The organism is Roseobacter sp. S87 (genome assembly GCF_055693285.1).
Genome location: NZ_JBVFTR010000004.1, coordinates 73,224 through 93,523, shown reverse-complemented (window position 1 = coordinate 93,523; position 20,300 = coordinate 73,224). Strand labels below are relative to the sequence as shown.

The following is a 20,300-nucleotide window of genomic DNA, read 5'->3' as shown; positions in this document are numbered from 1 at the left end:
AAGAATGATTGCCCTATACACATCTGTCACCGATCGCCTCTCGCGGGCGGACTGGCTTCTTTCGAGCCTCGCACGGCTGATTTTCGCAGCGACGCTGCTGCTGTATTTCTGGGTTTCCGGTCTGACCAAGCTTGGAGACAGTATCGGCGGCCTGTTCTCGCCTTCGGTCGGTGCTTATGCGCAGATCTTTCCCAAAGCCATGGAAGCTGTGACATACGATGTCACTCAGCTGACAACGTTTCACTGGGCCGTCGTCGTTGCCGGCACATGGGCTGAGTTTATCCTGCCTGCGCTGATCATGATCGGCCTTTTCACCCGGCTCTCAGCTCTTGGTATGATCGGGTTTGTGATCGTACAGTCCCTTACTGACCTGTTCGGTCATGGCGGTCTGGAACACAAAGAAACTCTCGGCGCCTGGTTTGACCGGTTCCCCGACAGCGTCATCCTGGATCAGCGCGCATTCTGGGTGTTTCTGCTTCTGGTGCTGGTGATCAAAGGCGCGGGCCCCCTGTCACTCGACGCGGCCTTTCGCCGCAAGCCGGAAGCCTGAAAACCCGGCTTACGCCACCCCCAGCGACGCCCTGGTTTCAGGGGTCCAGCCCAGATAGAGCGTTGATCCATCATCGATCAGCGGCCGTTTCATCAAAGCAGGATAGCGCCGGAGGAGTTCAGCCTTCGGCGCTTCCCGTTCAGCCTCATCAAGCCCGCGCCATGTGGTTGAGCGTGTGTTTACAAGCGCTTCGCCGAACTGCGCCAGCGCCCGGTCCAGCAGATCAGCAGGCATGCCATCGGCACGCACATCCACCAGTTCTGCTCCTGTCAGAGACTTCAGCGCCTTGCGGCAGGTATCGCAGTTTTTAAGCCCGTAAAGATGCACAATTTGTCCTCAAACAGGTGTCAATTCTGGCAGGAACCGGCACAGTTCCGACCGCTTCCCCTTGATTTTCAGAGACAACGAGCAATGTCTAGGGTGTGGAACGATTGTGGAATGCAAAGATCGTTTCTCAAATTCAGCCGCACCGTCCACCCGGTGCAGCACAAGTGGAAAGGAGGCACGGAACAATGCCTACTGGCACCGTGAAATGGTTTAATACGACCAAGGGCTATGGATTTATTGCGCCCGAAGAAGGGGGATCTGACGTTTTCGTCCATATCTCCGCTGTAGAAAGATCTGGGCTCACAGGCCTTGCCGATGACCAGAAAGTAAGCTTCGAGCTGACCGAGGGCCGTGACGGCCGTCAGATGGCCAGTGACCTGAAGCTTCTCTGATGATCCCCGGTCGCCGGCGCACGGCGGCCTGACACCCCTGACCGGAATATGACGGTCGCCGCTGCCTGCGGCGGCTGCTTCTGTGGGTGACAAGGCCGCCAAATGTTCCTTTCACCCGGTCAGGTCATTTCGCCCCGCAGTGATGAATATCCGCGAAACCGTACGCGACCAGCCTCCTGCCGGTCTGTCAGGCGATAGTCAGGGCAGCGGTCAAGCAGGCGGGAAAGCGCGATACGTCCCTCCATGCGCGCCAGTGTCAGACCAACACAGACATGTGGTCCCCCGCCAAACGCAAGATGACGGTTCGGCGAACGTGTGATGTCAAACGTACGCGCATCATGAAAAACGCCAGGGTCCCTGTTCGCGGCACCGATGCACAAATGCAGGTTCGTCCCGGCCGGAACGATTGTGCCCTGAAATACCGCCTCCTGTGTTGCGACCCGGTTGCCAAACTGGTTCGGGGACCTGCATCTGAGAACTTCCTCGATCGCACCGTCGATAAGATCTGGCGTCCTGCACAACGCATCTCGCTGCGTCGGGTGATCAAAAAACAGCCCCAGCGCACTGCCGATCAGGTTGGTGGTCGTTTCGTGACCGGCATTCAGAATAAAAATACAGTTATGTATGAGCTCTGACGAAGAAAGCCGCCCCGTTTCATCACCATCGATCAGCCGCGTCAGGACGTCCGTTTCCGGATCGCCGGGATGCGATCTGCGCCGCGCAATAAGATCTGAGAGATATTCTGCAAAGGCCGTGACGGCGTCGTTGCCACGCATCTGCTGTTCCGTCGACAAGACAGGTTCCAGAGCCCCCAGTATGTTCAGGGACCAGTCCCGCAAGGGAGCACGTTCATCAGGCGGCACATCAAGAAGATTGCCAATCACTTCAATGGGGATACGGGCTGCAAAATCAGAGATCAGATCCGGCGCGGCGGGCAATTCGTCCAGCAAGCGGTCGACAGTTGCGATCAGGCCAGGCTCCATCCGCTGAAGTGCCCGGGGCGTCAAGGCCGAGGACATGATCCGCCGGACACGCGTGTGTAGAGGCGGGTCATTGAACACCAGGCTGGTCGTATGGTGCTCATACAGCGGCGTGCCTTCGCCGAATTTAGGCGCAAAGACTGCCTTCTTGTCCGACACAAAGCGCTGCGTATCCCGGTAGACGGTCATCAGATCAGCATGCGACGACAGAATAACTGAGCCGTCCGGTTGCGGACACACCGGCTGACGGGCCAGAAGCTGATCATAATACGGCGCGGGATCCGCATGAAAATCCGAAGGCAGGTCCGTCAGGTCAAGCATCGTGAAATCTGTCCGGGCCGAAAGGTGCAGACAGGCTGAGACGCTGCGGCACCCCTCTCAAACATGACCCGAAATTGCCCAATTGATTTCCTCTTTGCGCCCTCTCCCGCATCTAAACACCATTTTTAGTAAGTTTGTAACGATTGCCCGGAGAGTTTTCCCGTGTTTTTCACCAGTTCTGCGCATGTTGCGCACGCCCCACTGCCGGCAATGCTGAAAAGGTTCGTCAGAAATCAGAGCGGGAGTGTCACGTCCGAATTCGTCGTGGTCTCAGCTCTGATTATCAGCCTTGCTGCCGGCGTGCTGGAAATGACCTCAAACGGCACACAGGTCCTGGCCGAAAAGGTTGGTGAGGAAGTATTGACCGAGCGCGACCCATCCGGCGAGCGTGATCGCCGTCGTCCTGCGCAGGGGGGCTACAGTCCGGTCGACGACGGTGCTCATAAATCTACCAGTGGAGCGAGGGATACTGCATCAACCGGCACAACGTCGTCCGGAAACGGCAGTAGCGCGTCAGGCGGCTCCAAAGACAACACCAGCAAAAAGGCTGACGAAGATAAGGCTTCTGCGCCTGATACGGCAGCGGAGAACCCCTCCGACACCGCAAAAGAACCTGCAACCAAACCCTCCCAGAAAGACAAAAAGCCGGAAAAAACAGCCGGTTCGAAGAAAGCTCAGAAGAAAAAATCCGGGTCAAGCGACTCCGCTGAAGCCGGCGAACCCGGAGACGAGGTCGTCGCAGAAAACGAATACGATCCGTCATGCTACAAAAAGAACGGCAAGCTCAGAAAACGGTGCCGCTGAACACCATCAGGCACGTTGTATCCTGATCAGCTCGCGCAACGTGCAGGCCGGGTCTTCTGACCTGACCGGCATCTGGCGGACTTCGCGCCAGTCCAAAGGATCAAAGTCGGGAAACACAGCGTCAGGATCCGGCACAACCAGGTCAACCTCTGTGATCAGCAGCCTTTGCGCATGCGGCATCAGATCCTGATAGATTTTCTGCCCCCCGGCCCCATAGATCCTTGTGTAACCTGCCTCGTAGCACGCAGCCACGGCGCCGACAGGGTCGGAAACCACCATGTCCGCCACGCTTTTGTCACGCGACACCACACAGTTCAGGCGTCTGGGCAACGGCCTGACCGGCAGGCTTTCCCAGGTGTTCCGCCCCATCACCAGCGCGCCACCAACGGTTTCGCGCTGAAAAAGCTTCAGATCTTCCGGCGCATGCCATGGGATTTCGTTGTTCCGGCCGATGGCACCATTCCGCGCCCGCGCCACAATCAATGTCAGCATATCAGACAGCCACAGGCGCTTTTATCGCCGGCAGAGGATCATACCCCACAAATTCAAAGTCATCGTACCGGAAGTCAAAAATGGATTTCACGTCTCTGGTCAGCCGGAGCGTCGGCAGATCACGCGGCGTGCGTTCGAGCTGTGTCTGGACCTGTTCCATATGGTTCGAATAGATATGGGCATCCCCCATCGTGTGGACGAAGTCACCTGGCTCATAACCCGTGACATGGGCCAGCATCACCTGAAGAAGCGCATAAGATGCGATATTGAACGGCACACCGAGGAACATGTCAGCAGAGCGCTGGTAGAGCTGCAGATGGAGCTTGCCGCCAATAATCCGCACCTGCCACAGCGTGTGACAGGGTGGCAGCGCCATCTGATCCACTTCGCCGGGGTTCCACGCAGAGACAATCAGCCGGCGGCTGTCCGGCGTCTTGCGAATGGCCTCGACCAGATTGCTGATCTGGTCGACTTCTCCGATCAGAACGCGGGCCTCGGCGTCGTCCGTGCGGGACACTTTGGGGAAATGACGCCACTGATGCCCGTATACAGGGCCGAGATCACCGTTTTCGTCGGCCCATTCGTCCCAGATGGAAACACCATTCTGCTGCAGATACCGGATGTTTGTGTCACCGGAGAGAAACCAAAGAAGTTCGTAAATAATCGAACGCAGGTGCAGTTTTTTGGTCGTCACAAGGGGGAACCCATCGCTGAGCGGGTATCTGCACTGAAGACCAAAATACGAGATCGTCCCGGTACCGGTCCGGTCGGACGATTCGGTGCCATGATCCAGAACCATGCGCAAGGCATCGTGATACTGCTGCAAAATTATCTCTCCTGCGAAATCAGGCCGGGCGGCTTTCAGATTCATGCCCATGCGTCAGCTTTACCGGATTATTTTTCCAAGGCAAAGCAGGAGCGCACAGGTCTCTTCACGATCGCGCGCCGGTGGGTGGCAACCGCCGCCACACGTGTTAGGTTTTGTATGGAATTCACAAATATACGGGAAAATTTCCATGTCACTGAAGTATCTTCACACAATGGTCCGCGTCAAAAATCTCGAGGACTCGATTGCCTTTTACAAACTGCTCGGGCTGGAGGAAACGCGCCGCCACGAAAGCGAGGGCGGTCGGTTTACACTGGTTTTTATGGCGCCTCCGGGTCAGGAAGAATGCCCCGTGGAGCTGACGTACAACTGGGATGGCGATGACGGGTTGCCGTCGGACAGCCGTCATTTCGGACATCTGGCGTACCGCGTCGGCAATATCTATGAGGTGTGCCAGCACCTAATGGACAACGGGGTAACAATCAACCGTCCGCCGAGAGACGGCCACATGGCCTTTGTCCGCTCACCTGACAACGTTTCCATCGAGCTGCTTCAGGAAGGTGACAACCTGCCCCCGGCAGAGCCCTGGTCCAACATGGAAAACACCGGACATTGGTGATCCGGTCAGCCCTGACAGGCGCCATTCTTCTGGGCGCCGCGGCGGCAGAGGCCTCTGAGTGCCGGCTGGCGCTCGTCATGGCAATGGATGTGTCCAGCTCGGTCGATGCCGGGGAAGATGCCCTTCAGCGCGGTGGTCTTGTTGCCGCGCTGACCGCGCCGGAAGTTGTGAGGGCCTTTTTTGCCAGCGATGTCCCTGTAGCGCTGGCAATTTTCGAGTGGTCGGGGCGCTACAACCAGGAACTGCTGCTGGACTGGACATTGATTGACCGGCCCGCAAAGCTGGTCAGTGTTGCCGAAACCGTCGCCGCCAGTACGCGCAGCCACAATGATTTTCCGACAGCGATGGGATATGCACTGGGATATAGTGCAGGTCTTCTGGAACGCGGCCCTGACTGTCTTTACCGGACAATCGACATAGCCGGTGACGGTCAGAATAACGAGGGGTTTGGCCCTGAACAGGCGTATAAAGCCTTTCCGTTTGAAGGCGTTACGGTCAACGGGCTCGTCGTCAATGGCGCGGATTTTGAAGCAGAGACCGGTCTCATTGCTTTTTACAAAGCCGAAGTGCTGCATGGCCCGGGTGCCTTTATCGAAATTGCACAGGGGTTTGACGACTACGAGCGCGCGATGCGACGCAAACTTGAGCGCGAAGTCACGCCACCGGTCATCGGGCTGGCCGGAAAGGTTGCGCCGGGAGGATAAGCGATGCGGCCTGAGTTCGTTGCACTGTGCCTGCTCTGCGCAACTGCGCACACCAGCAATGCGGCGTGTCGCCAGGCGCTGGCGCTCGGGCTGGATGTCTCCGGTTCTGTCGACCTGCGGGAATACAGATTGCAGATCGACGGGCTGGTGACAGCGCTCAACAATCAGGAAGTTGCTTCTCTGTTACTGTCGACGCCTGCCGCGCCCGTTTCCATTGTTGTCTATGAATGGAGCGGGCCCGATGATCAGGTCATCCTTGTGCCCTGGACGGAGTTGCGCAACGCAGACGACCTCAGGCAGATCAGCGTAACACTGTCGCGTACTGAGCGTCGCGTCAGTACACCGGGAACCGCGCTTGGCACAGCGATGGAGACAGGCGCGTCGCTTCTCGGACAGAAAAGTCACTGCTGGAAACGGACGCTGGATATTTCCGGGGATGGCAAGTCCAATCTCGGACCCCGCCCCCGCGATGTCAAAGAAGAGCTTTCAGAACAGGGCATTACAGTTAATGCACTTGTCATCGGAGCTGACGCACCGGCATCGGGGAACAGACGGCAGCAGGAACTGGGCGAGCTTTCGTCTTATTTCCGGGCCGAGGTCATTACCGGCCCGGACGCTTTCGTGCAGACTGCAATCGGGTTCGAGGCCTACGCGGATGCCATGACACTGAAACTGAAACGCGAACTGGATGGAATTGCGATCAGCGGGCTTCAGTAGATATAGCGGATCTGGTCGGACCAGTAGCGTTCCATACGCTTAAGGGACGACGTAATGTCATCAATGCCCGCCGGACCCAGCACGCCTTTGTCTTCAAGCCCTTCGGCATGCCGTGAAAACAGCGTTGAAACCACGTCGCGGATTTTGCGACCCTTGTCTGTGAGGCGCACACGCACGGAACGGCGGTCAATCTCGCAGCGCTGATGGTGCATATAGCCCATTTCGACCAGCTTTTTCAGATTATAGCTGACGTTGCTGCCCTGGTAGTAGCCACGGCTTTTCAGCTCTCCCGCAGTGACTTCGTTGTCGCCAATGTTAAACAGCAACAGTGCCTGGACCGCATTGATCTCAAGCACACCAACCCGTTCGAACTCATCCTTGATCACATCAAGCAGAAGCCGGTGGAGACGCTCCACCAGCGAAAGGGCTTCAAGATAACTGATCATGAACCCCTGGTTCTGACCGCCTTGCGGCAGGTCTGTCTGGATCTGATCCTGGATACTCATACACGCGCTCCGATTCATTCTGATTTGCACAGAAATTGAGACGGAAACGCCAATATTTCGTTAAAAACATGAAAAACCAGCGTGCGCTGGTTTCAGACGTCCGTTCCAGGCAGCTGTCCGATGATGCGGTCGATCATCGCCTGATAGGGCTCTGGTGCTGGCGCCTGCCCGCTAACCCACTGATATAGATCGTGATCATTCTCACTGAGCATGGCATCATAAAGCGAGAGATCATCATCGCTCATCCCATCAAGACTGGTTTCAGCAAATTGTTGCAGGATGAGATCCATCTCTTTGATCCCACGCCGCATAGACCGCATCTTCAGCCGTTTCAGGCGATGCTCATGCAGTTCCGTCATGGGCCTCGGTCACCAGTGTCTGACGGAGTTTCTTTTCGAGGCGTCCAAGTTGCTCAACACGCGACAGCATGTCGGCGCGCAGATCGCGGATCTCGTTCAGGATATCCGCCGAGCTTGCTGAAAGCTCGCCTTCGTTGCCGGGAGCGTCCAGACCTACGCCTTCGCCGTTGATCAGCCACATCATCGAAACATTCAGAAGACCGGCCATCATGGACAATCTGTTCGCCCGCGGCTCGCTCAGGTCATTTTCCCAGGCGCGCAGCGTCGCGACGCGGACACCCAGCCGGCGTGCGAGTTCGCTCTGGTTCATACCTGCCGCCTCGCGGGCTGCAGCCACCCTGTCACCGAAAGTCGCCGTATCAGGTCCGTACCAGTCCTGGAAATCGTCCATTCTGAAGTCTCCTTGTCTGTTATCGCGCTTGATACATGCCGGGATGGCCCCTAACAATGCGCCTCAGTCCTATCAACCAGAGGCCGACATGGAATTGCTTTCTGCGACACTTGCGCGTGTCAAACCGTCCCCGACCATCGCTGTCACAACCAAAGCCGGTGAGCTCAAGGCTGCAGGCCGGGATGTTATCGGGCTTGGTGCCGGGGAACCGGACTTTGACACACCGCAGAACATCAAAGACGCCGCTGTCGCGGCAATCTCGTCCGGTAAGACCAAATACACCGCCGTGGACGGAATTCCAGAGCTTAAGCAGGCAATCTGCGATAAATTCGCCCGTGACAATGACCTGACCTACAAGCCATCTCAGATCAGTGTGGGCACAGGTGGTAAACAAATCCTTTACAACGCGCTGATGGCGACGCTGAACCCCGGAGAAGAAGTTGTCATACCAGCTCCTTACTGGGTCAGCTACCCGGATATGGTCCTGCTGGCCGGCGGCGAGCCTGTTATCGCACCAGCGACCTTGGAACAGGATTTCAAGCTGACACCCGATGCGCTTGAGGCAGCTATTACGCCAAAAACCAAGTGGTTCATCTTTAACTCCCCCAGCAACCCAACCGGTGCCGGTTACCGCCGGGAAGAGCTTAAAGGACTGACGGATGTCCTGATGCGCCATCCACATGTCTGGGTGATGACTGACGATATGTACGAACATCTGGCCTATGATGACTTTGAGTTCTGCACGCCGGCGCAGGTGGAGCCCGGGCTTTATGACCGGACACTGACAGTGAACGGGGTGTCCAAAGCCTATGCAATGACCGGATGGCGGATCGGGTATGCCGCTGGCCCGGAAACGCTGATCGCGGCAATGCGCAAAATCCAGTCCCAGAGCACGTCAAACCCCTGCACCATCAGCCAATGGGCTGCCGTCGAAGCGCTGAACGGCACACAGGATTACATCGCGCCGAACAACGAGATGTTTGTACGCCGCCGCAATCTGGTGGTGGATATGCTGAATGCCATCGATGGGATCACCTGCCCCAAGCCCGAAGGCGCGTTTTATGTTTATCCGTCGATTGCCGGGCTGATCGGCAAAACCTCGGCGGGCGGTGCAGTCATCGAGAACGACGAAGCCTTCGCGACGGCCTTGCTGGAAGAAACCGGCGTTGCGGTTGTATTTGGTGCGGCCTTTGGTCTGAGTCCGAATTTTCGCGTCAGCTATGCGACCTCGGATGAAGCGCTGACCGAGGCATGCACCCGGATCCAGAAATTCTGTGCGGCGCTGACCGGTTGAAGACCCTTGCGACCGGCATCCGCGCCGGTCGTATCCCGAACCCGACACTTGCTGCTATTGGATCTCAGGTCAGTGGCGAACTGAGCTGCCACGGGGGCTTGTAGGAGCCTGCGCATACGGAACAGCCTGATCCCGTTATACCGGGATGGCAGTCTCCGGGAAGTGCTCGAATCCGGGGCAGCCTAGAGTCCCGAAATTCCCGCATAACGGGAATAATCTCCATGTTGTTCGCGACACCTAAAAACTGCCGTAAAATGAAGAGTATTCGGACAGCACCCCCGTCTTTGTGAAGGCCAGCAGCCCCGGAAACCGTAACACTTTGAAAAGTAATCGATATCACAGGAAATCTGCCGCTTCATTTCCCGAGGTCCCTGCGGGGCCGCGCAGATTTCCTGCGGAGCCATCGTTTCCGGATTAAAGCTTTGTTGAATGTTTTGCGCGCCAGTATGTCGCAGTTTTAACAGTTCCGGGAAATTTCCAAAATGTTCCATCTCTCCAGAATGACAGCTTTCGCTGCCGCGCTGTGCGTTGCTGCACCGCTGGCCGCCGATCAGGGCGTGTCAGGCGATACAATCAAACTGGCGCAGGTCGCCGCAATGGAAGGCCCGGCTGCGGCACTCGGCACCGGCATGCGTCAGGGCATGCTGGCTGCATTTGAAGAAGCCAACCGCGCAGGCGGCATCAACGGTCGTATGATCTCGCTGACGAGTATTGACGATGGCTATGAGCCCGACCGCTCCGTGGCCGAGGTCCGGACCATTATCAGCGGTGACGACTATCTCGCGCTGGTGGGGCCAGTGGGAACACCAACCACAAAAGCCACACAGCCCATTGCCACCGATGCGGGTATGCCGATGATCGCTCCGTTTACAGGTGCCGGTTTCCTGCGTGCGCCGGAACTCGACAATGTGATCAACGTCCGTGCTACCTATGACGCGGAAACACAGGCCTGGATCGATCACCTTGTAGACGTCGAAGGCATGACAGACATCGCCATTCTGTATCAGGATGACGGATTTGGCCGCGTCGGGCTTTCCGGAGTCACCAAAGCGCTGGAAGCCCGTGGCATGTCTCTGGTTGCTGAAGGCAGCTACACGCGAAACACCGTTGCTGTGAAATCCGCCCTGCTGGAAATCCGCAAAGCAAAACCGCAGGCGATTGTGATGGTCGGCGCGTATAAGCCACTGGCAGAGTTCATCAAACTGTCCCGTAAGATGAAAATGGACGCAACGTTTGTGACGATTTCATTTGTGGGCTCCAAGGCGCTGGCAGCAGAGCTGGGTGCCGACGGCGAAGGGGTGATCATCAGCCAGGTGGTTCCGCAACCCTGGGACACAAACCTGCCCATCGTTGCTGAATACCAGGCTGCTCTGAGCGCGCTCGATGCTTCTGCGGAGCCCGGTTTTGTTTCGCTCGAAGGTTACGTCGCCGGACGCCTGACCATTGAAGGGCTGCGCAACGCAGGTGCAGACCTGACGCGCGAAACATTCATGGCTGCGATGAACAGCCTGGGAACCGTGGACTTCGGCGGTATGACCATGACCTTCGGCGCTGGTGACAATCAGGGGTCCGAGGATGTGTTCCTTACCAGGATCGAGACGGACGGATCCTTCACCGCAATGTCTCCCGGCAGCTAAAACGCCCCGGTCCGTCCGGGTTACAGCCGGGCGGACCGAACACAACCCCAAATGAATTTCTGACCGGAAAGTATTCGTCATGAAAAATCTGGCATCACGCCTCTTTGGTTCCGTACTCGTTCGCCTGGCGCTGATTTTTGGTGCACTCGCGGCAACCACGACAGCAGCGATTGTTGTCAGCTGGATCGTTTTTCAATCTATGGCGACGAATATGACCGTCCTGTCAGACGAGCGCCTTCCTGAACTCAGGGACAGCGCATCAGTGGTCTCAGTGGCTGACCGGTTGAGAGGCCTCCTCTCAGACCTGCTCATCGCGTCAGAACCCGAAGACCTGAAATCGCTCGATTTCAAAACGCAACTTGTACTCGAAGACATACGCAACGCGGCTTCGGCCTTTGAGCCCGGTAAACAGGAAGATCTGTCAGCAAAAATAGATACGGTGGAAACCGCGCTTGCGAACCTCAGAAGCGCACGCGACGCTGAATTTCAGAGCGTGGAAGGCGTGGCAAACGCTGTCGCCGCAGCACTGGAACGCGCCAACACCGCTACTGGTCTGCTCGCTGAAACATCCGACAGTGCCTATTTCGACCTGATCATTGGTGGCGAAGACACAATCTCAGACATCGATGCGACCCTGACGCAACTGATAGAAGAGGATTTTGCGCTATATCAGTCGGCTTTGTCAGTGCGTGCAGAAGTCAACCTGATCTCAGGTCTGGCTCTTGGCATGACCCAAACCCGGGATACCGCTATCCGGTCGATCCTTGCGGATCTTGGCAATGCCGCGGATGACAGGTTGTCAGGCCTGCTTCCCATTATCGCTAAAGCACCTGCAACCGAGGAAGTTGCAACGCTTGTTGCACGGTCTCAGCAGGAATATCGAAAGGCATTCGGACCAACGGGAAGACAATTGCGGCCTTCTGACATTCTGTCCCTTCGTCAGGAAATCGATGCAGCGCTTTCCTCTTCGATGGACGATATTTATTTTGAACTGGTCATCAACAGTGACGATGCTAAAACCAATAATTCGGAAGCGATTCAATCGCTTCTCGATGACCAGGTGGCGCGCATTAGAACGCAGGCGACATTGGATTCCGCTGTTCAGTCGTTCTTCTCGTCAGCGATGCAGACCGCCTTGTCACGGGACGCTACTGAACTGGCACAACGCGCGGACGGTTTGCGTGTAGCAGGTCAGCGCCTGCTCGACGCAAAAAGTGGCGTCGACCCTGAAATCGCTTCGCCACTGGATGCCATTCTCGACATAGCAGATGCCGAGACAGGTATCGTGGCAATCCGGGCAGCTGCCTTTGATGCGCAGGCCAATGCGATGGATGCAACAGCTGTCGCGGCAGAGGCGGTGCGGGATATCTCGCTTGCGGTCAGCGAATATGCCTCCGCTTCCCAGAGCCAGATCGAGGCTGCAGCAGCACAGCTGAACTCCGAAGTTGCCTCTGCAAGGTCCAACCTGCAACTGATCGGTTTGCTGAGCGCCGCAATCGTCGCCGCAGCCCCTCTCTTGATATGGGCTATGGTGACCCGTCCTCTGAACAGTGTAACGGCGGTAACGGAACGACTGGCAAAAGGCGATCTTTCTGAAATCGAAAATGCGTCCCGTTACAAAGGCGAGATCGGCAGACTGGCGCGAGCCCTTGAAGTTTTCCGGAACGGTGCTCTCGAACGGCTGCAGATGCAGGAAGAAGAGAAAAAACGCGAAGCTGAAATGCGCGAAGCCGAGCGCAAGGCGGAGCAGGCCAAGCGCGACGCCGAAGAAAAGGAACGCGAGGCCGAAGCCAGACGGGAAAAGGAACTTCGTGAACGCGAGGAAGCAGAACGCGCAAGGGACGAGAAAGAACGCCAGGCGCGGGAAGCGGAGCGCGAAGCCCGCACCCGGGAACAGGAAACAGTCGTCGGCGAACTTGCTTCCGGTCTTCGCAAACTGTCGTCGGGTGACCTGACGCATCTGATCCGTGCGGAGTTCCCGGACGAATATGCCGCTCTGAAAACCGACTATAACATGGCCGTTGAAAACCTGTCAGACCTCGTGCGGCGCATCGGGGCAAGCGCCGGCACCATCGACACCAGCAGCGCTGAAATCGCGTCATCTGCACTTGATCTGTCGCGCCGCACTGAGAATTCTGCTGCTACTCTTGAGGAAACAGCTGCCGCACTCAATGAGCTGACCAGCAGCGTTTCGTCAGCGGCAAAAGGTGCAACCGATGCGGCCGGCACGGTTGAAAGGGTCAAATCTGACGCGGAATCCAGCGAGACCGTGATGCGGGACGCTGTGGCGGCCATGGGGGAAATTGAGAGCTCGTCGGGTGAAATAGCCAAGATCGTTGAAGTGATTGATTCAATTGCGTTCCAGACCAACCTTCTGGCGCTGAACGCGGGTGTGGAAGCGGCGCGTGCCGGCGATGCCGGCAGGGGATTTGCAGTCGTCGCGTCCGAAGTGCGCATTTTGGCGCATCGCTGCTCCGAAGCGGCGCTGCAGATCAACGAACTGATCACAGTTTCAACCGGCCACGTCGAAAAAGGCGTCACTCTCATGGATGACACCAAGGAAGCACTTGGGCAGATTCTCAAGGGCATTGTCGACGTATCTCAAAACGTATCGGACATTGCGCTGTCGGCCTCAGAACAATCGAGTGGCATTGCAGAAATTAACACCGCGGTTGAAGCGCTGGACCGTGGTACACAACAGAATGCGGCTATGTTCGAAGAGACCACCGCAGCCAGCCAGTCGCTCACGGCCGAAGCGTCTCACCTGTCTCAAACCATCTCAAGCTTCCGGGTGGCGGACGGCGAAACACCGGACGATCAATTCCATCAGGACAGCGATGCCGCCTGAAACGCTGAAGCCGGCCTGAAAAATCAGGCCGGTTGGCCAGACTTTGCCTGACCCGACCGAAAAGTCAGGTGTTGAACAGAAAGTGTAGAACGTCCCCATCGCGGACAATGTAGGACTTCCCTTCTGCGCGCATCTTTCCTGCATCTTTTGCAGCGTTTTCACCACCAAGCGATACGTAATCGTCGTAGGAAATAGTCTCGGCCCGGATAAAGCCTTTCTCAAAGTCGCCGTGTATCACCCCTGCGGCCTTCGGGGCAGTTGTACCTTGGCCGATTGTCCAGGCACGCGCTTCTTTTGGCCCCGCTGTAAAGTAAGTCTCAAGCCTTAGCAGACTGTAGCCTGCCCGGATTAAACGATCGAGCCCGGCCTCAGCGAGGCCCATCTCTTCAAGAAACATATCCGCTTCGTCAGGCTCGAGCTGACTGATCTCTTCTTCAATCTGCGCAGAAATAATCACATGCGAATTGCCCTGAGCGGACGCCATTTCCGCAACCTGTGCAGACAGGGCATTGCCCGATGCCGCTTCGCCTTCACCAACATTGCACACGTAAAGAACAGGCTTTGTCGTCAGCAACTGCAACATATTCCAGGCGCGCACATCTTCCTCGTCGATCTCGACAACCCGCGCCGGACGTCCCGCCTCAAGAGCTTCGAGTGCCATCTTCATCAGCCGTTCCTGCTGGACGGCATCTTTGTCTCCACCCCGCACTTTGCGGACAATGTTCTGCAGCCGCTTTTCGATGCTCTCAATATCCGCAAGCATGAGTTCGGTCTCAATCGTCTCCGCATCCGCAACGGGATCAACGCGCCCTTCAACGTGCGTGACGTCACCATCTTCAAAACATCGAAGGACATGCGCAATCGCATCGACCTCACGGATATTTGCCAGGAACTGATTGCCCAGCCCCTCCCCCTGGAGGCGCCTTTTACAAGACCCGCAATATCGACAAATGTCATACGTGCCGGAATAACCTGGCGCGAGCCTGCGATCTCAGCCAGCTTGTCGAGCCGCTCGTCCGGTACAGCAACCTCACCGACATTCGGCTCAATGGTGCAGAAAGGAAAATTTGCCGCCTGTGCCGCCGCTGTGCGGGTCAGCGCGTTGAACAGAGTGGACTTACCGACGTTCGGCAAACCCACGATTCCCATTTTGAAGCCCATGACACTGTCCTTTGTTGCTGGCGCATTCCCTTAGGGCCTGCGCAGGCTCAGGACAAGTCCCGACGGTGCCGCCTGTCTTCGCGCGCATGAAAGATCAGCGCCCAGGCGAGGAGAATGAACATCGGATGTGTAAGCCCACCCGAGAAGAAAAGCGCCGGTATCCAGATAATGAACACCAGGATCGCGATAATAGGACGGCCTGTCAGCAGAATCGAAAGCGGGGGCAAAAGTATAGCGAGAAGATAGTTCATAACGCCAATATAGGCCCGGAATGTTGGATATTGAGGGGAAATCGACCTGTTTTTGCCCCATCGCCGGAAATCCACCCCTGCCGGGACGGTATGATGCATTGATTTCCCCGTCCGATTTCGGCATTCGGTGCCTGATACTTCAGGAAGGCAGCACCACCAATGACCCGCATCGATGACCGGTTCGCCGAACTCGCCCGCCAGGGAAAGAAAGCATTTGTTTCGTACATCATGGCCGGCGACCCGGACTTTGACCGGTCGCTGGAAATCGTGCGCGGCCTGCCGGACGCGGGCGTGGATATCATTGAGCTTGGCCTGCCCTTTACCGACCCGATGGCGGACGGGCCGACCATTCAGCTTGCAGGCCAGCGCGCGCTTGAAAGTGGTATGACACTGCTGCGGACGCTCGAGCTGGCCAAAGCTTTCCGCGAGACGGACAATGAAACGCCGATTGTTCTGATGGGCTATTACAATCCGATCTACAGCCATGGCGTGGAGCGTTTCCTCAAGGATGCCGCGGAAGCCGGAATTGACGGCCTGATCGTCGTGGATCTGCCGCCGGAAGAAGACAGCGAACTATGCATTCCCGCCCAGGCCGCAGGGCTCAATTTCATCCGCCTTGCGACACCAACAACGGATGACAAACGTTTGCCGCGTGTGGTTCAGAATACGTCGGGCTTTGTGTACTATGTCTCGATCACCGGCATCACCGGCGCGGCAGAGGCGCAGGCAGATGATGTAGGTCCCGAAGTATCCCGCATCCGCGAAGCAAGCGGCCTGCCTGTCGTGGTCGGTTTTGGGGTCAACACGCCGGAGAAATCCCGTTCAATCGCGGGTGTGGCCGATGGTGTGGTTGTCGGATCGGCGATTGTCAGCAGGATCGCAGCCGGAGACAGCACCGCAGACGTGCTTGCTTTTGTCCGTTCGCTCTCATACGGCGCGCATTCCGTCTGAAGCAACACGCTCCGCCGGACTGTCGCGATCGGCATCCAGAACCGCCCGTAATTCCCGGAGTGCCGGCAGGATTTCTACGAGCTTCTGCATCTCGTAAACCTGCGACAGCCTGTTCAGGTCCGGGATCATCGCGGTAATCGTTTCGTCGCGGAACCTGCGCCCGGCCTGCGTCAGCCAGACTTGTTTTGACCTGCCATCCTTCGGATTGGGATGCACCTCGACGAGGCCGTGTGCCTCCAGACCCTTGATCGTATGAGTCATACTGGTTTTCGGCACCTGGAATGCGCGTGCGATTTCCATGGGTGTCCGTCCATCACCACGCCTCGAAAGATGGCTGATGACACCGAAATGGGGCGCGATCAGCCCATCCGGCAATCGCGCCTCCAGCAGGGTTCTGCTGAGTTGTTCGATGATCCCTATTTCGTTGAATACCTCGAAACAGAGCGTGACCGGGTCTTCAGCCATTCAGCAGTTTTGCCTCCAGTGGCCAGCGCGGTGATTGCGCCACATCCGGACCATAGCCCAGTCTGCCAAGCATTTGAACTGTCTCTCCATTCGTCGCGAGCAGGTCGTGAATGCGCCCGTACTGAAGCGCCATTTCCGGAAACTCCTGCAGGCACTGGCTGACCGGATGGAGCGACAGACCCAGTGATGTGCAGCGCAGGTTCAGGCGCAGCCAGTCCCGCCCCGCGCGAACCTGATCCGCCTTATCATTCCCGGCGGTTCTGAGAACGGCATAGGCAGGTGTCGCGTGCAGCATTTCGTCGTAAATTCTGACACCCTCCCGGAACCCCCGGCTCTCCGGATCACTCTGAACTGACCGGCTGACAAGGCCTGCGAGCATCAGTGTTTCCAGAAATGGCCCCCCAAGATCAATGCCGTCAGGGTTCGCGTTTATCTCGGCCTTGCCGAACCGCATCAGATCGACGGATTCATGCAGCGTTCGGGGCGTCTGCATTTCGGCAACCCAGGCATCCCAGGTGATCGACCGGATTTCTTCTACCCGTTCTTCGTCAGTCACAATCGTGGCGTAGCTTTCCAGAGCGCGCACCGCGACATCCGGCACTTCCGTGTCAGAGAACGGCTCTTTACAGGACCGCCTGCTCAGGATGTATCCGGCAAGCGGATCAGCCTCGCCTCCTGTTTCGAAAACAGCTCTGGCCACCGGCCCTTTTTCACCGTCTGGAAAAACCTCAGTGCGCACTTTATACCCTGCAACACCGGCCGCCAGTGCCATCTGTTCCAGGAAACAGCCGAATCCGATGGTCAGCTGACGGTCAAAGGGGTCAGTTTCAGGCAGTCTTTTTTCGCTGTCATGCCAGAGCAGGACAGTATCATCCCCGACCAGTTCCACCAGCCAGGGCTGCAGGTTGTGAGGATTTGGAGCCAGCAGAGCGTAGCTCAGCGCATTTTTGCGGGGATCACCGTAGCTCCCTGCCAACTGCCACGGCGCAATGGCGCGGTGGGGAACCCTTGTGTTCATAAAGCCGGCGGATGCGGCTGTTGCGGCGGCAATCGTGCCACCTCCGGCGATGGTCAGGAATTTTCGTCTCGAAACGGTCATGTTTAGCCTCATCAGTTTGTTCAATATCGCACTATATAGTTCGATATTGCACTATTCAAGACTTTTTGCGAACCGCAACATTTGTTGAGTTGAAGGCGTTTTCCAAAATTGGTAATGAAAACTAACCAAAATTGGAAATCACCATGCCAGCCATTACAAATATTGAAGATCTGAAACGCATCTACGAACGGCGCGTGCCGCGGATGTTTTACGACTACGCAGAGTCCGGCAGCTGGACTGAGCAGACATTCCGCGAAAATTCATCTGACTTTGACCAGCTGCGTCTGCGGCAGCGCGTGGCCGTCGATATGTCAGGGCGTACCACTGAATCCGAAATGATCGGTGAAAAAGTTGCAATGCCAGTGGCCCTCGCACCGGTCGGGATCACGGGGATGCAGCACGCCGACGGCGAGATGAAGACCGCAAAGGCTGCGGAAAAATTTGGTGTACCCTTCACGCTCAGCACCATGTCAATCAACTCAATTGAGGATGTGGCCGGCTTTACCGATGCGCCCTTCTGGTTTCAGCTCTACATGATGCGGGATACGGACTATGTCTCGCGACTGATACAGCGTGCCAAAGACGCAAAGTGTTCAGCGCTTGTCATCACGCTTGACCTGCAGATCCTGGGTCAGCGGCACAAGGACATCAAAAACGGCCTGTCTGCTCCTCCCAAACTGACCGCAAAAACCATCGCCAACCTCGCCACCAAATGGTCCTGGGGTATTGGCATGCTGAGTGCGAAGCGTCGCGACTTCGGCAATATCGTGGGGCATGTCGAAGGCATTTCTGACCCCAAATCGCTCAGCACCTGGGCCGCTGAATCCTTTGATCCGACGCTCGACTGGGACAAGGTCGCAAAGATCAAAGAGGAATGGGGTGGCAAGGTGATCCTCAAGGGCATCCTGGATGCCGATGATGCCAGAATGGCCCTCAAGGTTGGCGCCGATGCGATCGTGGTCTCCAATCACGGTGGCCGACAGCTTGATGGTGCGCTGAGCTCCATTCGCGCGCTCAAGCCGATCCTCGACGCAGTTGGAGATGAGATTGAAGTGCACCTGGACAGCGGTATCCGTTCCGGTCAGGACGTTCTCAAGGCGCTCGCTATGGGCGCACAGGGGACTTACATCGGGCGGGCGTTCATCTACGGCCTGGGCGCGATGGGTCAGCAGGGTGTTACGAAAGCGCTTGAGATCATTCACAAAGAGCTGGACACCACGATGGCACTTTGCGGCGAAACGGACGTCAGAAACCTAGGGCGGCACAACCTGCTGGTCCCGGAGGATTTCGAGGGTCGCTGGCAGAGCTGAGTTTTCGGGATGGTGCCGGGCGGACGGCTGCAGATTTCAGCCGCGCCCGGCGTCCTGCAGCGACCTGACCGTGCGCCCGAGCGCGGGCACAAGAACCAGTGCCGCCACGAACATAATACCGCCCACCAGCGCAAAACCGGCGCGCAGGCCAAAGTATTCAGAGGTGAAACCCATCAGCGGTGGGCCCAGAAAGAACGCTGCGTATCCCATAACGGATACACGGCTGATGGCTGCAAGCCTGTTGCGCGCGGGGACGACCCGCCCGACCTGCGCCAGCGCAAGTGGTGCGATCACCGACACGCCAAGCCCGGTGAGACCAAAGCCGAGGTAGGCTGTCATCAGGCCCGGAGCAAGACCCGCGAGGAACAGACCGGCTGCCGCCGTCAGAGCTGCGGCCACCATCAGCTGCAGTTCCGGAAGGCGGGACGACATCAGATGCCCTGCCAGCCGCCCTGCCCCCATGGTCAGTCCGAGAATGGCCGGCCCCAGTGCACCTTCCGCAGGCCCGCCGCCCAGCGTGCGTTCCAGATGCAGCGCTGACCAGCCTTCGGAGGATGCCTCTGTCAGGAAGGCCAGTAAAACAATCGCACCGCCAAGCCAGATGAGGCCTGATGGCAGCCGCACTGCGGCGCCCGCGGCCTCCTGCGGCATCACCGCGCTTCGTTTTTCCAGCATGATGACGGCCAGGACAGCTACCAGAGCGCTGAAAGCGAGAAACACATCTGCGGGTGTCCATTCCAGTTCCCGCAATACACCGGTCAGCAGAGCAGACCCGGCATAGGCAAAAGAATACATCGCATGATTGAGGTTCATGAGGGGCCTGCCCTCCTGTTCCTCTCGTTCGGAAACGCGCACGTTGACCAGCACGTCAACGACGCCGGAACCGACCGACGCGAGCGTCATTCCCAGAGCGAACTGCACAAGGCCTGTCGCACTGCCTGCCGTGAACATCCCCAGCGCCACGATGAGCGATGCCACAGGTGTGGCCCAGCGCCCAGCCAGACGGTCCGCGAGCGGGGCCAGCCACATCGCCGCCAAAGCCCCCAGAGAGGCGACCAGAACCACGGCACCGTAAACCGCATCTGATGCGCCGATCGCCGCCTTAACCACTGGCATCTGGGCAAAAAACGCAGCCCAGGCCCCACCGATCACGATGAAGCCCGCAAGTGGTTTGTGCGAAATCCGGAGGTCGTTCAGAAGGCCCATCAGCCCGTGTCGCACAGGGCCCGTTTTCCCACAAGCGCGCTTGTTTCAGAAACCTCTTTCCATGCAGCCGAATCCGGTCTATACGCGCGG

At 57.5% G+C, this 20,300-nt stretch carries 22 protein-coding genes and 1 pseudogene; 11 read left to right on the top strand and 12 right to left on the bottom strand.

All coding sequences use genetic code 11. The features are described from left to right. Positions 1 to 4 precede the first annotated feature (4 nt). Positions 5 to 550 (top strand): DoxX family protein, encoded by a 546-nt coding sequence (locus tag ACZ1HA_RS01315; RefSeq protein ID WP_472712569.1) that lies wholly within the window; start codon positions 5 to 7, stop codon positions 548 to 550. A 9-nt stretch (positions 551 to 559) separates the two neighbouring features. On the opposite strand, the gene ACZ1HA_RS01310 is transcribed toward ACZ1HA_RS01315, so the two are convergent. Then, positions 560 to 877 (bottom strand): ArsC/Spx/MgsR family protein, encoded by a 318-nt coding sequence (locus tag ACZ1HA_RS01310; RefSeq protein WP_472712568.1) that lies wholly within the window; start codon positions 875 to 877, stop codon positions 560 to 562. A gap of 185 nt (positions 878 to 1,062) precedes the next feature. On the opposite strand from ACZ1HA_RS01310, the gene ACZ1HA_RS01305 reads away from it, so the two are divergent. Next, a complete protein-coding gene (locus tag ACZ1HA_RS01305) occupies positions 1,063 to 1,269 on the top strand; it encodes a cold-shock protein (RefSeq protein WP_298838868.1) in 207 nt (68 codons plus the stop codon). 119 nt (positions 1,270 to 1,388) lie between these two features. Here ACZ1HA_RS01305 and ACZ1HA_RS01300 read toward each other — a convergent pair whose 3' ends face one another. Continuing rightward, on the bottom strand, positions 1,389 to 2,570 hold the full coding sequence (locus tag ACZ1HA_RS01300; protein ID WP_472712567.1) for a cytochrome P450: 1,182 nt from the start codon (positions 2,568 to 2,570) through the stop codon (positions 1,389 to 1,391). Between the two features lie 162 nt (positions 2,571 to 2,732). On the opposite strand from ACZ1HA_RS01300, the gene ACZ1HA_RS01295 reads away from it, so the two are divergent. Further along, complete coding sequence (locus ACZ1HA_RS01295) at positions 2,733 to 3,374, top strand: TadE/TadG family type IV pilus assembly protein (RefSeq protein WP_472712566.1); 642 nt, start codon at positions 2,733 to 2,735, stop codon at positions 3,372 to 3,374. A gap of 6 nt (positions 3,375 to 3,380) precedes the next feature. On the opposite strand, the gene ACZ1HA_RS01290 is transcribed toward ACZ1HA_RS01295, so the two are convergent. Further along, the gene (locus ACZ1HA_RS01290) at positions 3,381 to 3,866 is read right to left on the bottom strand and encodes a dihydrofolate reductase (RefSeq protein ID WP_472712565.1); all 486 of its coding nucleotides are present in this window, start codon (positions 3,864 to 3,866) and stop codon (positions 3,381 to 3,383) included. A 1-nt stretch (position 3,867) separates the two neighbouring features. After that, positions 3,868 to 4,692 carry a thymidylate synthase gene (locus ACZ1HA_RS01285; protein ID WP_472712564.1) on the bottom strand — a complete coding sequence of 275 codons (825 nt, stop codon included), beginning with the start codon at positions 4,690 to 4,692 and terminating at the stop codon, positions 3,868 to 3,870. Positions 4,693 to 4,882: 190 nt separating this feature from the next. On the opposite strand from ACZ1HA_RS01285, the gene ACZ1HA_RS01280 reads away from it, so the two are divergent. The 3 genes from ACZ1HA_RS01280 to ACZ1HA_RS01270 are packed head-to-tail and all read left to right on the top strand — an operon-like array spanning position 4,883 to position 6,732. Continuing rightward, positions 4,883 to 5,311: a VOC family protein gene (locus ACZ1HA_RS01280; protein ID WP_472712563.1), complete on the top strand. Its 429-nt coding sequence runs from the start codon at positions 4,883 to 4,885 to the stop codon at positions 5,309 to 5,311. Beyond that, the gene (locus tag ACZ1HA_RS01275) at positions 5,308 to 6,015 is read left to right on the top strand and encodes a DUF1194 domain-containing protein (protein ID WP_472712562.1); all 708 of its coding nucleotides are present in this window, start codon (positions 5,308 to 5,310) and stop codon (positions 6,013 to 6,015) included. Before ACZ1HA_RS01280 ends, ACZ1HA_RS01275 begins: the two co-directional genes overlap by 4 nt. A gap of 3 nt (positions 6,016 to 6,018) precedes the next feature. Beyond that, positions 6,019 to 6,732: a DUF1194 domain-containing protein gene (locus tag ACZ1HA_RS01270; RefSeq protein ID WP_472712561.1), complete on the top strand. Its 714-nt coding sequence runs from the start codon at positions 6,019 to 6,021 to the stop codon at positions 6,730 to 6,732. Here ACZ1HA_RS01270 and ACZ1HA_RS01265 read toward each other — a convergent pair. From ACZ1HA_RS01265 to ACZ1HA_RS01255, 3 genes are all read right to left on the bottom strand, one after another. Next, on the bottom strand, positions 6,726 to 7,238 hold the full coding sequence (locus ACZ1HA_RS01265; protein ID WP_375228739.1) for a MarR family winged helix-turn-helix transcriptional regulator: 513 nt from the start codon (positions 7,236 to 7,238) through the stop codon (positions 6,726 to 6,728). The genes ACZ1HA_RS01270 and ACZ1HA_RS01265 overlap by 7 nt on opposite strands. A gap of 92 nt (positions 7,239 to 7,330) precedes the next feature. Beyond that, on the bottom strand, positions 7,331 to 7,597 hold the full coding sequence (locus ACZ1HA_RS01260; RefSeq protein ID WP_472712560.1) for a succinate dehydrogenase assembly factor 2: 267 nt from the start codon (positions 7,595 to 7,597) through the stop codon (positions 7,331 to 7,333). Next, entirely contained in the window at positions 7,581 to 7,988 is a 408-nt protein-coding gene (locus ACZ1HA_RS01255) for a helix-turn-helix domain-containing protein (RefSeq protein WP_436397845.1), read from the bottom strand. Before ACZ1HA_RS01255 ends, ACZ1HA_RS01260 begins: the two co-directional genes overlap by 17 nt. 88 nt (positions 7,989 to 8,076) lie before the next feature. Between ACZ1HA_RS01255 and ACZ1HA_RS01250 the strand changes: the two genes are divergently transcribed. The 3 genes from ACZ1HA_RS01250 to ACZ1HA_RS01240 all read left to right on the top strand — a co-directional run bounded on the left by ACZ1HA_RS01250 (position 8,077) and on the right by ACZ1HA_RS01240 (position 13,767). Then, positions 8,077 to 9,282, top strand: coding sequence for a pyridoxal phosphate-dependent aminotransferase (locus tag ACZ1HA_RS01250; protein WP_472712559.1), 1,206 nt, complete (start codon positions 8,077 to 8,079; stop codon positions 9,280 to 9,282). 482 nt (positions 9,283 to 9,764) lie between these two features. After that, the gene (locus ACZ1HA_RS01245) at positions 9,765 to 10,919 is read left to right on the top strand and encodes an ABC transporter substrate-binding protein (protein ID WP_472712558.1); all 1,155 of its coding nucleotides are present in this window, start codon (positions 9,765 to 9,767) and stop codon (positions 10,917 to 10,919) included. A 79-nt stretch (positions 10,920 to 10,998) separates the two neighbouring features. Then, positions 10,999 to 13,767 (top strand): methyl-accepting chemotaxis protein, encoded by a 2,769-nt coding sequence (locus tag ACZ1HA_RS01240; RefSeq protein ID WP_472712557.1) that lies wholly within the window; start codon positions 10,999 to 11,001, stop codon positions 13,765 to 13,767. Positions 13,768 to 13,831: 64 nt separating this feature from the next. Here ACZ1HA_RS01240 and ychF read toward each other — a convergent pair. Both ychF and ACZ1HA_RS01230 read right to left on the bottom strand, forming a co-directional pair. Then, positions 13,832 to 14,928: pseudogene (gene ychF, locus ACZ1HA_RS01235) on the bottom strand (redox-regulated ATPase YchF). Positions 14,929 to 14,975: 47 nt separating this feature from the next. Next, positions 14,976 to 15,179, bottom strand: coding sequence for a hypothetical protein (locus ACZ1HA_RS01230; protein ID WP_375230893.1), 204 nt, complete (start codon positions 15,177 to 15,179; stop codon positions 14,976 to 14,978). A gap of 159 nt (positions 15,180 to 15,338) precedes the next feature. On the opposite strand from ACZ1HA_RS01230, the gene trpA reads away from it, so the two are divergent. Continuing rightward, positions 15,339 to 16,130 carry a tryptophan synthase subunit alpha gene (gene trpA / locus ACZ1HA_RS01225; RefSeq protein WP_472712556.1) on the top strand — a complete coding sequence of 264 codons (792 nt, stop codon included), beginning with the start codon at positions 15,339 to 15,341 and terminating at the stop codon, positions 16,128 to 16,130. On the opposite strand, the gene ACZ1HA_RS01220 is transcribed toward trpA, so the two are convergent. Then, positions 16,107 to 16,595, bottom strand: a complete 489-nt coding sequence (locus ACZ1HA_RS01220; RefSeq protein ID WP_472712555.1) for a MarR family winged helix-turn-helix transcriptional regulator — start codon at positions 16,593 to 16,595, stop codon at positions 16,107 to 16,109. The genes trpA and ACZ1HA_RS01220 overlap by 24 nt on opposite strands. Beyond that, on the bottom strand, positions 16,588 to 17,694 hold the full coding sequence (locus tag ACZ1HA_RS01215) for an Acg family FMN-binding oxidoreductase (protein ID WP_472712554.1): 1,107 nt from the start codon (positions 17,692 to 17,694) through the stop codon (positions 16,588 to 16,590). Before ACZ1HA_RS01215 ends, ACZ1HA_RS01220 begins: the two co-directional genes overlap by 8 nt. A 143-nt stretch (positions 17,695 to 17,837) precedes the next feature. Between ACZ1HA_RS01215 and ACZ1HA_RS01210 the strand changes: the two genes are divergently transcribed. Further along, a complete protein-coding gene (locus tag ACZ1HA_RS01210; RefSeq protein WP_472712553.1) occupies positions 17,838 to 19,004 on the top strand; it encodes an alpha-hydroxy acid oxidase in 1,167 nt (388 codons plus the stop codon). 36 nt (positions 19,005 to 19,040) lie between these two features. On the opposite strand, the gene ACZ1HA_RS01205 is transcribed toward ACZ1HA_RS01210, so the two are convergent. Then, positions 19,041 to 20,225 carry an MFS transporter gene (locus ACZ1HA_RS01205; protein WP_375228749.1) on the bottom strand — a complete coding sequence of 395 codons (1,185 nt, stop codon included), beginning with the start codon at positions 20,223 to 20,225 and terminating at the stop codon, positions 19,041 to 19,043. Positions 20,226 to 20,300 lie beyond the last annotated feature (75 nt).